General features: G+C 34.2%; 10 protein-coding genes. 9 read left to right on the top strand and 1 reads right to left on the bottom strand.

The features are described 5' to 3' along the window. The 9 genes from B2R82_RS15445 (at position 1) to B2R82_RS15405 (ending at position 15475) form a co-directional block, all read left to right on the top strand. Positions 1 to 1044, top strand: a complete 1044-nt coding sequence (locus B2R82_RS15445) for a HEAT repeat domain-containing protein (protein ID WP_286925766.1) — start codon at positions 1 to 3, stop codon at positions 1042 to 1044. Then, on the top strand, positions 1041 to 2465 hold the full coding sequence (locus tag B2R82_RS15440) for a glycosyltransferase family 2 protein (RefSeq protein ID WP_286925765.1): 1425 nt from the start codon (positions 1041 to 1043) through the stop codon (positions 2463 to 2465). Before B2R82_RS15445 ends, B2R82_RS15440 begins: the two co-directional genes overlap by 4 nt. Continuing rightward, a complete protein-coding gene (locus B2R82_RS15435) occupies positions 2462 to 5653 on the top strand; it encodes a hypothetical protein (RefSeq protein WP_286925764.1) in 3192 nt (1063 codons plus the stop codon). The genes B2R82_RS15440 and B2R82_RS15435 overlap by 4 nt, the downstream gene beginning before the upstream one ends. Positions 5654 to 5675: 22 nt before the next feature. Further along, entirely contained in the window at positions 5676 to 6770 is a 1095-nt protein-coding gene (locus tag B2R82_RS15430; RefSeq protein WP_286925763.1) for a polysaccharide deacetylase family protein, read from the top strand. A gap of 1217 nt (positions 6771 to 7987) precedes the next feature. Continuing rightward, a complete protein-coding gene (locus tag B2R82_RS15425) occupies positions 7988 to 9313 on the top strand; it encodes a nucleotide sugar dehydrogenase (protein ID WP_286925762.1) in 1326 nt (441 codons plus the stop codon). A 16-nt stretch (positions 9314 to 9329) separates the two neighbouring features. Continuing rightward, positions 9330 to 10760 carry a polysaccharide deacetylase family protein gene (locus B2R82_RS15420; protein WP_286925761.1) on the top strand — a complete coding sequence of 477 codons (1431 nt, stop codon included), beginning with the start codon at positions 9330 to 9332 and terminating at the stop codon, positions 10758 to 10760. A gap of 5 nt (positions 10761 to 10765) precedes the next feature. Continuing rightward, positions 10766 to 12634, top strand: a complete 1869-nt coding sequence (locus B2R82_RS15415; RefSeq protein WP_286925760.1) for a glycosyltransferase family 2 protein — start codon at positions 10766 to 10768, stop codon at positions 12632 to 12634. Then, complete coding sequence (locus B2R82_RS15410) at positions 12631 to 14382, top strand: polysaccharide deacetylase family protein (protein WP_286925759.1); 1752 nt, start codon at positions 12631 to 12633, stop codon at positions 14380 to 14382. The genes B2R82_RS15415 and B2R82_RS15410 overlap by 4 nt, the downstream gene beginning before the upstream one ends. Before the next feature lie 22 nt (positions 14383 to 14404). After that, positions 14405 to 15475: a glycosyl hydrolase family 18 protein gene (locus B2R82_RS15405; RefSeq protein WP_286925758.1), complete on the top strand. Its 1071-nt coding sequence runs from the start codon at positions 14405 to 14407 to the stop codon at positions 15473 to 15475. A 26-nt stretch (positions 15476 to 15501) separates the two neighbouring features. Here the strand turns inward: B2R82_RS15405 and B2R82_RS15400 are convergent, their stop codons facing one another. After that, complete coding sequence (locus tag B2R82_RS15400) at positions 15502 to 16404, bottom strand: LysR family transcriptional regulator (protein ID WP_286925757.1); 903 nt, start codon at positions 16402 to 16404, stop codon at positions 15502 to 15504. Positions 16405 to 16795 lie beyond the last annotated feature (391 nt).

Here is a 16795-nt window from a genome sequence, read left to right as displayed (position 1 = left end):
ATGATTGAATTATCGATTCAATTATTATTATATATTATTGCTATTCTCTTATTATTTTGTGGTGTAGTAATGATTTATTTAATCTATCAGAGAAGGTACGAAGAAAGAAAGAAGCATGTGATGGAAAAGTATATACAAAATACAAAAATTCTTTGGCAGGAATACTTTCTAGAGGACGACCGATTTACTGTTACGCTAATTCCTAAAAATAAAATTCAAATATTAGCGGTAGAACACATATTTTTATCGTATTTAAGAAATATATCCAATCCAATTATTCAACAAAAGATCTATACTTTTTCACAGATGTATTTAAAGGAATATTACCAAAATGAATTAAAATCCAGAAACTGGAGTAAGAAAATGAATGCAATGTATCGCATTGCTGATTTCCGTATAAAAGAGCTTATCAGTACTTGTGAAGTATCCATTAAACGCAAACATTCAATAGAAGTATTTCAGCTATTTAAAATCTATTCTATTCTTGAAAAAGAAAAATTTATTCAAGAAATATGGCTATATAATGATTCTTTTTCACAAAGTGAGTATAAAAAGTTATTCTCATATTTAGAAGTAGAGATGCTCCAACGACTTATGGAAAAGATGGAAAGATTACAACAAGCAGCACAATATGCTTTGATTGATACAGTTGCAGCAAAAGGTAGTATGGATGTTATCGAGGGACTTGAAGATTTATTAGCAAGTGAGGATACTGAAATTCGTATTCGTACTCTTCGAGGACTAGAAAGAATTGGGATTATCCGAGATTTAGAGACGTATATTCCATTTGTCAATTCGTCGATATGGGAAGAAAGATTAATGGTCGCAAAATTATTTAGGTATGCACCTTTAACATATACTGCCGAGCATTTAGAAAAATTGTTACAGGATAGTAATTGGTGGGTACGATCGCAAGCAGCAAGCACGCTAATTGAAGATCCACGAGGTTATCAGAGATTAAAAGAATTCATTGCCACAACAAATGACCAATATGCAATTGATATGGCTAATGAAGTATTAGGAAAAAGGATGCGTGCAGTATGATTTTACGTGACTATTTAATGTGGTTTTTTGGTGGGTTAATCATAATTTATATGCTACTAGTTATAGTAACGTATGGACTTATGTTCTTCTTTGCTCTTTTAAAGTTAAGAAAGGAACATAGACTTGATCAAACTGAAATGGATGATATGTATATTGATGCGTTCTATTCTAAACCAGTATCTGTCATTATACCTGCTTATAATGAAGAAGTAGGTATTGTGGATAGTATTCATTCTCTACTTAGCTTACACTATCCAGAATTTGAAATAATCATTGTCAATGATGGTTCTACTGATCGCACGCAAGAAATAGTTATTGAGCAATTTCAAATGAAAAAAATCGAAAAAGTTATAAAAATGGAAATCCAAGCAAGTCCGATTGTTCAAATCTATCAATCGCAAATTCACCAAAATTGTTTTTTAGTTGAGAAAGAGAATGGTGGAAAGGCAGATGCTTTGAATGTCGGTATTAATGTTGCAAGATATCCTTATTTTTGCTCCGTTGATGGGGATTCCATTCTAGAGAGTACATCTTTATTACGTTTAATGAAACCTATTGCCTTATCTGATGGTGAGGTAATTGCAGCAGGAGGCAATGTCCAAATTGCCAATGGAATGAATATGCAACTTGGCTCCATATTAGAAACAAACTTATCTAAAAATTATTTAGTGACTATGCAAATTATTGAATACTTTAGAGCTTTTTTAATAGGGCGAATTACGCTAAGTAAATTTAACTTGGTTTTAATTATCTCAGGTGCATTTAGTGTATTTTCGAAAAAATGGGTGGTAGAAGCAGGTGGCTATACTAAAAGTATGATTGGTGAAGATATGGAACTCGTAGTAAAACTTCATCGATATATCCGTAAAAAGAAGGAAAATAAACGTATTGAATTTGTAGAGAACCCTGTTTGTTGGACAGAGGCACCAGAAACGATGGCCGTTTTAAGGCGACAAAGAAGAAGATGGCATCAAGGATTATTAGAGAGTTTATGGAATCATAAATCTATGACTTTTAATCCGAGATATGGCGGTATTGGGTTATTATCCTTCCCCTATTTTTGGCTTATTGAAGGATTAGGACCGATTGTCGAACTTGGTGGATATATTTATATTGTTTTTGCTTTTTTCTTAGGTGATATCTATTATGAGATAGCCATTTTGCTACTTTTATCATTTGTACTTTATGGTGTTGTATTTTCAATGATGGCAGTGCTATTTGAAGCATGGAGCAAAAATAAAACGTTCAAGGTTGCTGACTTAATACGTATGATGTTACTAAGTTTTACAGAAATTTTTTGGTATCGTCCCATTACACTATTTTGGCGCTGTGAAGGTCTTTTGAACTTCTTAGTAAGAAGACGAGAGTGGGGCAAAATGGAACGTAAAGGTATTTCAAGCAAGGAGCAAGAATCGATATGAAGCGAATTTATTTGGGAATGATAGTAGTGCTATTGCTTATAATGATACCAATAGCTCTTTGGTTTGTGTCACCTAATAAACAACTAAATGTTGCCATCATTGATAAAACAGTGAAGGATGAATCATATCGAGAGCATTTAGGGTTGACTTGGCTATTAAATTTTTTAAAGTACGAACATAGAGATGGTCAATATGATGAGTCCAAGGATTATTTTGGCACAATTCCAGATGAAAAAAATAACAGTGTGTCTACTTCTGAAATACCAAAGGATTACAAAGATTATGATGCAATCTATTTGGCGGACACGTATGGTGTCTATGAAGATGATCTTAACTCGAAGCAAGAAAGATTGGGGGCACGCACAAAGAAAATCGTTGGTGGATTAGAATCGCAAGAATGGGATGCGATTATGAAACGTTTAACTAGTGCAGAAAAAAGTTTATTTATAGCAGAATTTAACTCTATTGCATCACCAACATCTCCTGAAGTGCGAAATCAAGTGCTAGATTATTTGAACATAGACTGGTCTGGTTGGATTGGCCGCTATTTTGAAGAATTAGACTATAAAAAAAATAATGAAATTCCACAATGGGTTGTTGATAAATTTAAGGATGACTGGAAATATGAAGGTGGGGGCTTCATATTAGTGAATGACTTTACAGATGAGGTATTTGTTTTAGAATTAAATAAACATATTGATAAAGAAGGTATTTATCTTAATTTCACTAAATCAGGACAAGAGTTCTTGCATGTTTCATCAAACCCACGATATGATTACTGGTTTGATATTGTTACCGCGAAAAATGAGCAAGATGTTTTAGCGAATTATGAGTGGAGCTTAACTGACAAAGGTAAAAAATTATTAAGTGATCATGATATTCCTTTTTCATTCGCAGCAGTTGTTTCGGGTGAACAAAAAAATGCTACAAAATATTACTTTGCAGGCGATTTTAATGATATTAATAAAGTGCCATTCTTCTATAAAATAAAAGGGCTAGCATCAGTCTATAAAGTTTTACAAAATTTCGCAGATGATGCTTTTTATTGGTCAGCATATGTACCGATTATGAAGTCTATTTTAGAAGAATTTGAGAAAAAAGAAGTTAAGCAGCAATCTGATGGTTCAGCAAAAAATAATTTAGGTTATAATGCGCGTATTAATGATCAAACATTTCAAATTTTAAAAGATGGGCAGTGGGAATCTATCACCCTCAAAGGCGTTAATATGGGAATGGGAAAACCAGGTTATTTCCCTGGGGAGGCCGCCATAACGGAGGATGAATATTATCGTTGGTTCCAGCAGATTGGTAAAATGAATGCCAATACAATCCGAGTCTATACGTTACATCCACCTGGCTTTTATAGAGCCTTAAAAAGATATAATGATGAAGCAGAAAATCCTTTATATGTATTACATGGAGTGTGGATTGAAGAGGAAGGTTTAGAGGAAACTTTAGATGCTTATGATCCTACAACGCTTAAGAAATTTCAAGAAGAAATGAAAACCCTTGTAGATGTTATTCACGGTAATAAATATGTAGAGCATGTAGTAGGGCATGCATCTGGTTATTATGATACAGATGTTTCACAGTATATAATCGGTTGGATTATTGGTATAGAATGGTACCCTCATATGGTAAACGGAACAAATGAAAAGCATGCTACTATTGGTCAGTATGATGGTGTTTATTTCGAAACAAAAGATGCTTCTCCATTTGAATATTGGATTGCAGAGCAAATGGATTATCTTACACAATATGAACAAAAAAATTATGGCTGGATACATCCTATGAGCTTCACAAACTGGGTTACAACAGATTTATTAGATCATCCATCTGAGCCGAATACGGATGAAGATATTGCAAGTGTTAATCCGAATGTCATTTATACAAAAGGGTTAGCGAAACAAACAGGTCAATTTGCATCGTACCATGTATATCCATACTATCCAGATTTCTTTAACTATGATCAAAAATACTTGTCGTATGTTGATCATCGTGGAGAAAAAAATAGTTATGCAGGTTATTTAGCGGAATTACATGCTGCACATCGTATGCCGATATTAATCGCTGAGTTTGGAATCCCTGGTTCTCGTGGTTTAACTCATGATAACCCGTATGGCTGGACTCAAGGATTTGTATCAGAACAGGAACAAGGTGAAATATTAACCCATCTGTTTGAGGATATTATGGCAGAGGATTTACTTGGCGGATTAGTATTTACTTGGCAAGATGAGTGGTTTAAACGTACTTGGAATACGATGGACTATGATAATCCGAACCAACGCCCTTATTGGTCGAATGCACAAACAAATGAACAACAATTTGGTTTATTAAGCTTTGATCAACATAAGGTACAGGTTGACGGAGATATATCAGAATGGAAAGCTCCTCTCTTATATGAACAACAAAAAAACAAGCCTTCAATGAGCGTTGATTATGATGAAAGATACTTGTACCTCCAATTAAAAGGAGATTTACTCAATAAAACATCCTCTACTCAAATTCTATTAGATGTGATTCCAAATCAAGGAAAAACAGCAAAATCAGATTTGAAAGGAGTAACGTTCAGTAATGGTATTGAGTTTGTTGTTGAGCTTAATAAGAAGAAGGAGTCACGTATTGTCATTGACCCTTATTATGATTTCTATTCTTATTTATATGGGCATGAATTAAAGCTTATCGACATCCCCTCTCCAAACGTTATGAAAGAAAACACTACGTTCAGTCCGATTTACTATGCTTTAAATAAGGAGCTCTACTTGCCAGAACAGGATATAGCAGTACCTTTTGCAGCTTATGAAACAGGCAAATTAATAGAGGGGAATGGTAATCCGAAGGCAAAGAATTATAATTCCCTTGTTGATTATAATTGGAGCGACAAAGGAATTATAGAATTACGTATCCCTTGGTTACTTCTTCAAGCAAAGGATCCTAGTCATAAAGAGTTTATAGGCGATTTTTATAAAGAAAACGGAGAAGTATCAGTTTTTGTAGATAAAATAAATATAGGTGCATTGTTTGTTAATGATAAGCAGGAGGTTGTGTCTTCGTTGCCAGAGATTGAAAAAGGTGTACTTAATCAATTGCATAGTTTTACATGGGATAATTGGAAGATGCCTAAAACAAAAGAACGATTAAAAAAATCCTATGAAATTATGCAAGAAACATTTAAGAAATTTAAATAGTGATTTAAAGGAGAGATAAAGATTGATTCAGTGGAGAAAGCTTCTCATTATAGCCATACCATTTGTGCTTTTATGTATGAATGGCATGACTATAACGAAAGCAGAATCTTTCATAGAGCACAAAGAAATTACAGATTTGAATAAGGAATGGACGATTACATTTAATCATCCTGTTAATAGAGCATCCATTACTAACTCTTCAATTACAATTAAAGATGAAGCAGGAAATAATTTTCCGATTACATTAGAGGTTAATGAAAATAAAGTGAAAGTGAAGCCTGAAAAATCATACGAAAACTATACGACATATACTTTAAATGTCCAAAATAATATAGAGAATGATAAATCAAAACTCTTAGAAAATAGTTTCAAGTTGATTTTTACTACTAATTTTGCAATTGAGGATATGGAAAAAATAACACCTTTAAATACTGCTAATTATCATGGGCAGGCACTTGTGACACTATCCTATGACGATGGCTATCGAAATTGGTATGATAAAGCATTACCGCTTCATTCAAAATATAATATGCCGGGAACTTTTAATATTATCGGTAATAAGGTGTACTCAGATGATGAAGTTTATATGAATCCATCTCAATTATGGGTTGCACATGATTTAGGTTTAGAAATTGCATCTCATACTCAAAATCATCCATTTCTAACAAGGAAATCTGAAGATGAGATTCATGATGAATTTGCCGAAAGCATCAATACAATAGAGTCTTTATTAGGAAAAGGTGTCGTTTCAACAGTTGCAATTCCCTATTCCGATTACAATAAAGAAATACGGGAAATTGCTATGCAATATTTCGACGGTATTCGTGTACTTGGAAGAGAAACTAATATAATGAATGATTATGATCCGTACTGGCTAAAGTCATATGCCATTATAAATACAACAGAATTTTTGGATGTGAAAAAGTGGATTGACAAAGCAGTTGCTGAGAACTCTTGGGTTATCATTATGTTGCACGGTATTACAGAAGATCGATTAGAAGAGTATGAAACAACACCTGAAATTTTAGAACAAATTATGAAATATATTAATGATTTAGGTAAAGATTCTATTTTACCAGTGAATACAAAGGAAGGGTTACAGCTTACAAAACATTAGTTAAATAAAAATAGAGAGTTGAATCAAAAAATAGAAGTTAATATGTTGGTCTTTCAAACCTAGCAAATAATTTAAACGAAACGAGTAAAGTTTGAAGCAACAAATTATCTAGCAATATTAGTGAAATGAATAAATGAACCTTAAAGCAAGCACAGTATACTCTTGTCTACTGTAAGCTGAAATAATAAAATAGCACACCCTCGTGGTACGCACCATCCAATGGCCATCTATCATAATGCTTTTTTGATAGATGGCTATTTTGTATATATTGTCTGGAGTTTTTCGACCAAGGCAACGGTAACATTTGTATCTAAGAGGGATGATGGTAAATTACTTCGATTTTATGCCATTATTGAAACGAATCATTTCGCTTTATCTTTAAAGTGAATAATGAATCTAGGATGAATTTTGAAATTCAATCGACCTGTATCTTCGAAGATGGTGATTGAATATTTTATACTTACTAATCCAACCATTTTGGAAGGTTTAAGAAAATATATTTTAATTTGGCAAATCACTAAAAATTGAGAATGACAAAAGCGTATTATATTCATATCAATTGATTGACATGGAGCAAAATAAAAAATGTAGTGAAAAGTAACATGTTGTTTGTGGAAAATCCCCTAAATTTTATTAACTATCTATTTATTAACATTCTTCAGCGTTGTATTAAAAAAATTTTTACTACACTTAAAAGAAATCCAAAATAGCCGAAAAATAATTATAGGTTGAAAATTCACTATGCATGGCTTTCTTAATTAATAATAATAAGAGATAAATCAGTTTTGGATAAAATTAATGACATCGTAAATATGCCTCCAATAAAAAACTCCTAACAAAAACTCTAAATTTTTTACAACAGATTTTGAATAACTTTAGTCAACTTGATAGCTGTATTGAAATTAACGAAAAGCAAATAGTTCTAAAGGATTATAAAACGGTAATGCTTTAATTTTTTATAAATAAATAGTTCTTTTTTCTTCTCTTGGTTTAAAATGTTTAGGAATTGTTTAGTTGTATTTAGTACTATATATATGTTGTGAAATTGTTTATCTGAAAATTTAGAGTTGAGCGATCTATTTTAACTAAGGAATTTAGAGTGCGTGAAATGATGGTCTAATACTTAACAATGAAGTGCAGAGTCATTCGTAACTTCATTTCTAGTTAGACAGAAATATGTTAAAAATAGGCAAAAATAGATAAAGGAGTAATTTTTAATGGAGATCAAAACAGAATCACCAAAATTAGCTTTATCAAAAAAAATTACAACGAAAAAGGCTATAATTGGCGTTATTGGACTGGGCTATGTAGGGCTACCACTAGCACTAGAAATCACTAATAAAGATTTTCAGGTAATTGGCTTTGATAAGGATAATGGAAAAATTGACAAATTAAAGGCTGGTCAAAGCTATATTGTGGATTTGCCAAGCTCAGTCATTCACAAAGCTGTGAGTGAGGATGGATTTGTCCCTACAAATGATTTTTCTAAACTTTCACATGCTGATGTCATTGTTATTTGTGTACCAACGCCAACAACAGCTGATGGAGCACCAAATATTTCATATATTGAAGAAGCTGCTATAGCCATTCAACAAAATCTTTCTAGCAATACACTGATTATTCTTGAAAGCACGACCTATCCAGGGACTACAGAACAAATTGTTCAACCAATTCTAGAAAAAAGCAATTTTGTCATAGGGCAGGATATATTTTTAGCTTATTCACCTGAACGTGTCGATCCTGGAAATGTAAATTTTTCAGTTTCAAATACACCAAAAGTAGTAGGCGGTATAACAGAAGCGTGCTTGGAGGTTTCGAAGCTCTTTTATGAAACTGCGCTTAATACAAATGTATTTTCTGTCACAAGTCCGAAGATAGCTGAAATGGAGAAGTTATTAGAAAATACATTTCGTCAAATAAATATTGCACTTGTCAATGAATTAAGTCGGATTTGCCATAAAATGGACATTGATGTTTGGGAGGTCATTGAAGCAGCTTCGACAAAGCCTTATGGTTTTATGCCCTTTACACCTGGCCCTGGTGTCGGTGGTCATTGTATACCGGTGGACCCAAAATATTTATCGTGGGCTAGCCAACAGCATGGCATTCCGGCAACTTTAATAGAGGCTGCCGATAAAATTAATGATTCAATGCCTAGTTTTGTAGTTGATAGATTGAATAATTATTTAATAGCTCAGAACAAAAAGCTAAATAAAGCAGAGATTGTCGTAATTGGTGTAGCCTATAAGCCAAATATTAACGATTTTCGGGAATCACCCGCATTACAAGTGATTGGTGAGCTAAAGAGAGCGCAGTGTAAGTTAAAGATAGTTGATCCGTTTATTGAGTCATTTACGATAAAAGAAGAAAATTTTAATACGGTGCTATTAACTGAGACTTTAGTGCAAAAAGCAGATGCAATATTAATTTTAACGAATCATAAAAATATTGATTATGCCTTAATCGATCAACAGGCTGCTTTAATTTTCGACACAAGAAATACCCATTTTTTATTTAAAAATGAAGAATATTACAAACTGTAAGGGGAATTTCGTAGACATGAGACAACTAAAAATATGTAGTCTACTATTTATTTTATTGTTAACTGGATGTCAAACTTCTAATGAAGATCATCAGGTCAACCCTGTCGACTCCACCATTGAGATTAAAGAGCATGATGGAACGATGAGCACAGTTTATAGTCATGCCAGCATACTTGACCAAAAGGTTGCAATTACCTTCAACGGACTTGCAGATATGGAGACAATGCAAAAGCTTTTAAAGGCGTTAGATCAGTCCAATATGAAGGCAACTTTTTTTGTGGAAGGTATGCGAATAGCACAGGATCCTGATTTAGTAAAAGATATCTTAGCAAGAGGACATGAAGTAGAGAATGGAACATTAACGTTTCCCGAAATGGCAGATTTAAGCTACGAGGAAACCTATAAGGAAATTTTCTTAGCAAATGAAGTATTTAAAGAACAATTAGGATATTCGCCAAAGTATGTTCGTAGTCGCTCTGGTGACTCCACCGATAATATGCGTTTAGCAGCAAAAACACTAAATATGAAGGGTGTCGTAGAATCTTCTATTAATCCTAAAGATCGTAATATGCAAAGTGCAGAGGAGATAATGGATTATATTCATCGTTTTATTAATAGTGGATCGATTATTCATTTAAATACGTATATTAATCCAGCGATTATTGATGTGATTCCACTATTGTCCCAGTACGGAAAGGAAAAAGGATATGTCTTTACCACATTAACGGAAGTGTTAGATGAACAATATATTGCCAAACCTTTAGAAGAAATTGAGGGCTATGATGCTATTAAAATAAATCCAGATTATCAAAATGTTAAACCTAATATATTCTATCGCAAAAATACAACGAAAAAAGAAATTTCTTTATCCTTTGATGATTGGGCAAGTGAGGAAAGAATTAAAGAAATTTTAGATATTCTTGATAAGTACCATGTAAAATCAACCTTCTTTTTAATAGGAAAGGGTGTGGAGAAGGATCCTCAATTGGCGCGATTAATTGTAAATAGAGGTCATGAGGTTGCAAGCCACTCCTACAATCACCTCGATGTTACGACCATGACTCCTGAAGAATTGCAGGAGGATGTGGTAATGGCGCATAAGGCATTAACATATGCCTTACAGGAAAAGCCTTTACTATATTTTAGACCAAATAAAGGTGTTATTAATGAAGAATCTGCAAAAATTATTGCTGCTACAGGTGTTACTTCGATTGCCATGTACGATATTGCTTCTTTTGATTGGAATTTAGAGTTATCAGCTCAGGATATTTACAATCGTGTAATAAGCAGAGCTGCTCCAGGAAAGGTAATTGTTATGCATATTTTAGATGGGACAAAAACAGTAGAAGTATTACCATCAATAATTGAAAAGCTTCAAAAAGATGGGTATAGCTTTTCAAAGATGTCTACTTGGATTGAAGAAGATTCGAATAAGAAAGTGAATTGATAATCATGAATAAGAAAAAAGAGGTCTTAACGATACCGCGTTCTGATCGGCGAATACTATCAAATATTCCTGACCCGGAAAATATACGAAGTCTTGTGAATCGACGAGGTGCTTCCTATCAAACTGAGGAAATCGACCCTACAGATGTCAATGAAATATATCGGTTACAGCTTCTAAGTCTCCGTTATGAAACTAATTTTGAAGTACAAATTAAAAGAGCTAGGAAAAAAATAACGAATGAAAAGCATTTTGCAGAGGATATTTCTGTTACAGGTATTCTCATCTATTCACTAAGTCCGAACAACTTATTAATGGATGAAATTATCAAAATGAATTTCACTATTCCTGGTGGAGCAATGCCAGAGGGCTATGAATCAAAAGTAAATCTAAAAGCAAAAGTAGTACGTTCCTTTACGAAAGAGGTAGATGGTGAAGTAAGGTACTATTATGCCTGTGAATTTTTGGAGCCATTAAACGATTATATGACAAAAAAGCGTTGGGGACTTTCAATATTTGTAGCAAGTCTATTTCTATTGATAGTTTCGCTTATCGTCATGCTGATGCGAGCAGAAAGTGTCATCTACTTTAGATTTAATAAGTTTCTATATTTATATAGTATTATTGCGGCAACATTTCTACTAAGCAGATATTTATTTGGAATTTTCTATAGAAATGTTCCGATAAATCCTAATTACGAACCGGGTGTTTCAATTATAATTCCTGTTTTTAATGAAGAGGAGTGGATTCACCGCACCATTTTAAGCTGTATAAATCAGTATTATCCTGTAGATAAGCTGGAAGTTATTGTCGTGGATGACTACTCAACGGATAGGACTGAGGAAAAGGCCAAGGAAATGATTGAGTTGATTCATAGTGAGGGTGGACGCTTTAAAACAGAGGATCGCTTAAGCTTCCATAAGCTACCCCAAAATGGTGGGAAAAGGGAGGCGTTAGTGGCTGGTGTACATCTTGCCAAGCATGATTTAGTCGTTTTCGTGGACTCAGATAGCTTTTTAGAACCCCATGCCATTCGAAATTTAGTGCAGCCCTTCCAGGACCCACAAATGGGTGGTGTAGCTGGACGTACAGAGGTTGAAAATAAATTCACCAATGCATTAACGAAATTACAAACAGTTCGTTATTATATTGCCTTCCGTATAATGAAGGCTGCTGAATCTTGGTTTGATACGGTAACATGCTTATCTGGACCGTTAGCATGTTACCGAAAAGAGCTTATTTTGAAGAACGAGACAGCGTGGTTAAATCAAAAATTTCTTGGGCAGCCTGCAACCTTTGGTGATGACCGAAGTATGACGAACTATATTTTAAAAACACATCGCACGGGCTATCAGGATAATGCCGTATGCTCTACGATTGTTCCATCAGAGTCCAAGATTTTTTTATCGCAGCAAATGAGGTGGAAACGGTCATGGCTACGTGAATCACTACGAGCATTTTTATTTATGTGGAAAAAGGAACCCTTTATGTTTCTGTTTTTCGTTATCGGTTTAATTGTGCCGATAGCAGCTCCTATTGTGGTTGTCTACAATTTAATTTATGTGCCAATAATGCATGGTATTTTCCCAACCACGTTTTTAATGGGTCTACTATTAATGGCTATGCTGATGAGTCTGGCCCATCTTTTCTTTAGAAGGAGTAAATTGTGGGCATTTGGCTTTATCTTTGTCCTTTTCTATGAATTTATTTTACTATGGCAAATGCCAGTTGCATGGGTTACTTTTTGGAAATCTACATGGGGTACAAGAGAAACACCCCAGGATGTCATAGCGAAGGAAAAGAAATTGGAAAAGCAAAAATTACGAAAATCCCGATTTTCGATTCTAAAAAATAGAAAAATGGGTGAGAAGGAATGAGTAAAAAGAATGTTGTATTAAATCCGGCTAAAAAGAATCGAAGGAAAATCATCCGCTCGATAGCACAATTAATCGTCGTTCTATTTTTAGCAGCTGTTTTAATACGTGTCGTATTTTTAACAGAAAAAAGGGTTGAGGAAAAGGTTCCATTAGAAAATAAAGATGGATTTATCGCCTTATCGTATTTTGGTGTGAGCAGAGGTGACTCTCCTAAATATGTATCGAAGAAAAATTTAAAAGAACAATTAGCATTGCTCGAAAGACAGGGCTATAAAACAATTACTCAACAGGATATTCTAGATTTTTATGAAAAAAATAAACCACTTCCAGAAAAGTCGTTATATTTATCATTCGAAGATGGTCGTACGGATTCCAGTATCTTCGCTCAAAATATCATGGAAAATCTAAATTATAAAGCGACGATGTTTACGTATGCGAATAAAATGGATACGCGTGATAATAAATTTTTGAAGCCAAAAGACTTGTTATTAATGGAAAAAAGCGGGTATTGGGAATTGGGATCTAATGGCTATCGATTGACATATATTAATATTTATAATGATAAAGGACAGTCATTAGGAATGATTGATGAAAATGATGTGCCGAATAAAACAACGATTGAATATTATAATCACTATTTAATGGATTTTATTCGTAATCCATACATGATCCCAAGTGAAACACGTAAGGAAATGGAAGCACGAATTAAAAAAGATTATAAATCAATGCATGATATTTATAAAGAGGAGTTAGGAGAAGTTCCTAGAGCCTATGCTATTATGCACGCAAATTCACTCTATAATAATATGGAGCCGTTAGTACAAAGCGTGAATGATAAGCAAATTAAGGAAACTTTTAGTATGCATTTCAATCGCGAGCAGGGAGCCTATAATAATGCTGACGCTGATCTTTACAATTTAAGTCGGCTGCAGGTATCTCCTTACTGGTCTACCAACCATGTGATGATGAAAATTCGTCAGGCAAGTAAGCGAAATGTAGAATTTGAAGTAGGCGATCAAGAGTTAGCCAAGAAATGGTCAATTGTAAATGGTGCTGTACAATTTAAAAACAATGAGATGACAATCACTTCACCCCCATCTAGTGAAGGTCGAGTGCTATTAAAGAAAGCATTGCCAGAACAATATAGTGTTAACTTTGTTTTTAAAGGAAATGTTGTTGGACAACAGTCTATCTATTTAAATTATGACGAAAAAAATAATAATTATATTCGTGTAGCCCTTGTAGATAATGAAATTGTTGTTTCTGAAAAATCTGCAGGAGCTGGTGTTGTTGAGAAGGAACGATTCCCATTAAATGAAATAAAGTGGAATGAAGAGGAGTATGCATTTAATAAAGCAACTGTCTACTCCTATCAGGATACGCAAAGGGGTACTAGAATAGATGAGGAAGAATATCCAAGAAATCTTACAAAAAAAAGAGTATTTAATATTACAGTCAATAAAGATACAATAAAAATAGATGTAGATAAGGAATTGTCCAAAACAATTGAAGTAAATCCAGCAATCCAAGGCACTCATATTGGATTTGGTGCGTTGTTCAGCAAGAAGGATACCTCCCATGAACAATATGCGGACGATATTTATGATTCATTGATCGAAGATATAATAATTTCAGATAAGAATGATCAAACAATTTTTACTAACCAATATACGAATTTCGATAAAGTAAAGTATAAAACGGCGACAATATTCAATCACGTAGTTGACTTCTTTATTGAAACCTTCTAAAACGGGGGGAAATTAGATTCAAGTGAAAAACTTTTTGTTGTTTATCTGTATAATCCTATTAATCATTACAGCTTGTAATAATAGCAAAGAAGCACCTGTTGAGGCAAAAGAGGAGCTGAAGGATAAGAACAAGCTTCAATTATCCATTTGGTTGCCTGAATGGCAAAAAAAATCAGCTTTTGAAGATGTGAAAAATTCACAGCAGGGCTTACAGGATATTCGCGTTTTTGGTGCCTATTTTAATAGTAAAGATCAATTATTATTAACTGAAGATGCAATAGAAATGTTGAAACAAACACAGCAGCAATTTAATGAAACACATCATGTGATGCTCACGTTAATTAATGATTATGTTACAGATAATGCCCCATCTGTTCAGAAGGACAGCACGCTATTACATCGTCTGCTTCAAGATGCGTCAACTAGACAGAAACACATCGATAATATTATGCAAATAGTCGAGCAGTACAATTTGAAGGGTATCGAAATTGATTATGAGAAGGTTGCAAAAGAGGACATTCCAGCGTATGTACTTTTCCTAGAGGAGCTCTATCAGCAGCTATTGAAAAAGGATGTTACCTTACATGTTGTTTTAGAGCCACGATTTCCATTCGATGTAAAGCTACCAGATGGACCGAAATATACGGTGATGGCCTATAATGTTTATGGCTATCATAGTGGTCCAGGCGCAAAGGCGACTTTTTCATTTTTAGATGATTTAATGAAAAAGATTGAAAAATCTAATCAGAACCTGGCAATTGCCTTTGCTACTGGCGGCTTTAAATGGGTCAATCAAGGGAAGACGGTTGCGATAACGGAGATTGAGGCAGAGGAATTATTGACTAAAACGCAAGCGGTAAAACAGCGAGATCAAGCAAGTGGTGCAGCCTATTTTAGTTATTTAGATGATCAAAATATGAAGCATGAAGTCTGGTATGCTGATCAGGAAACACTTGAAAAATGGGTCTCCTATGTGCGTAAGAAAAACTACAATAATGTGGTTTTATGGCGTGCAGGAGGTTTAGGTTCAAAGACGTTAGAATGGATTGGTGAACAAACAGCAGAGGGACGGGTAGCAAATACGAAGCAATAAAAAAATCGCCAGCACTGGCGATTTTTTTATTGGAATTGAGATAGACGTGAAAAAAAGTTTGTGACAAAATCTAAAAATATTTTTTCTGATGGTGCTATCTCACGGTTAATAGGTGAAATAATGCCGACTGTTCTGGGAATCGTAGGTGATTGAATAGGCACCTTTACGGTAAAGCGAGCAGCTGAGTCGTATAGAGAGCTTTCAGGTAGTAGGCTAACCCCAATACCTGCTGCAACAAGTCCCTTTAATGCATCTAAATCCTCACCCTCTGAGATAACGTTCGGCAGAAAACCAGCAGCACGACAGGCATCCATCGCCACCTTATGTAAAATATAGCCATCTGGAAACAGCACAAATAAGTCATTTCGTAATTCAGCCAATTGGATGTTTTCTTTCTTTGCTAATGGATGGTTGGCTGGCAGTAATGCAGCGATATTCTCCGTAAATAAAATTGTTGATTGAATGGATTCATCTTTCGGGGGAAGAGGACCTAAAAAGGCTAAGTTTAACTCCCGATTTTTGACAGCATCAATTAAAAAACGGTAGGAGCCCTGACGAAGCTGAAATTGTAAATCTGGATATTGTCGTTTAAAGGCTGAAATAACCGTTGGCAGGACATAGCTTGCCAAGCTTGTTGGAAAGCCAATTTTAATCGTACCTTTCGCAGGATCTAAATATTCTTCAACCTGTTTTGCTGCAAAATCTATTGCTTTTAAGGCGGTAATTGTATGCTCAAGAAATATCTTTCCAATTGGTGTTAATTTGACGTTTCGTCCCACACGTTCAAATAGGGGTGTCCCTAATTCATCTTCTAAATTGGCAATTTGACGGCTAATTGCAGATTGAGCAACATGAAGATACTCTGCAGCCTCTGAGATGTGCTCACGCTCAGCAACCTCAACAAAATAACGTAATTGACGTAACTCCAATAAATTTCACCTCTATTAATCGAAAAATAAGATTGATATACTCTAATTATATACTATTTAAGATGAAAAATGATTATAAATCAACAGAGGCTTAAAAAATCCTCTGTTATTACAAAAATTGAGGAATTACTAATGAAGGGCAATGATAACCCTTTCTGATAATAGGGAAATTTTAGGCGGATGGTTGCAGAAGGTACAGTTAAAGATATATAACCGATTGATTTGGTGGGATATTCGATATTTGTTGAATAACTCTCTAGTTATTTGTTTCGCTTATTTGATTCCATTCTAAAGAAAAAGGTTATAGTATAGATATTGTTGTTTATGCAAATTTGTCACAAAACCGCTACAATTAACGCTTTCTGCGGGGTTTTCACTATGTTGCTAGATG

This window comes from Lysinibacillus sp. UBA6686 (genome assembly GCF_002455205.1).
GTDB classification, from domain to species: domain Bacteria; phylum Bacillota; class Bacilli; order Bacillales_A; family Planococcaceae; genus Lysinibacillus; species Lysinibacillus pakistanensis.
This window is presented reverse-complemented; position numbering and strand designations above follow the sequence as displayed.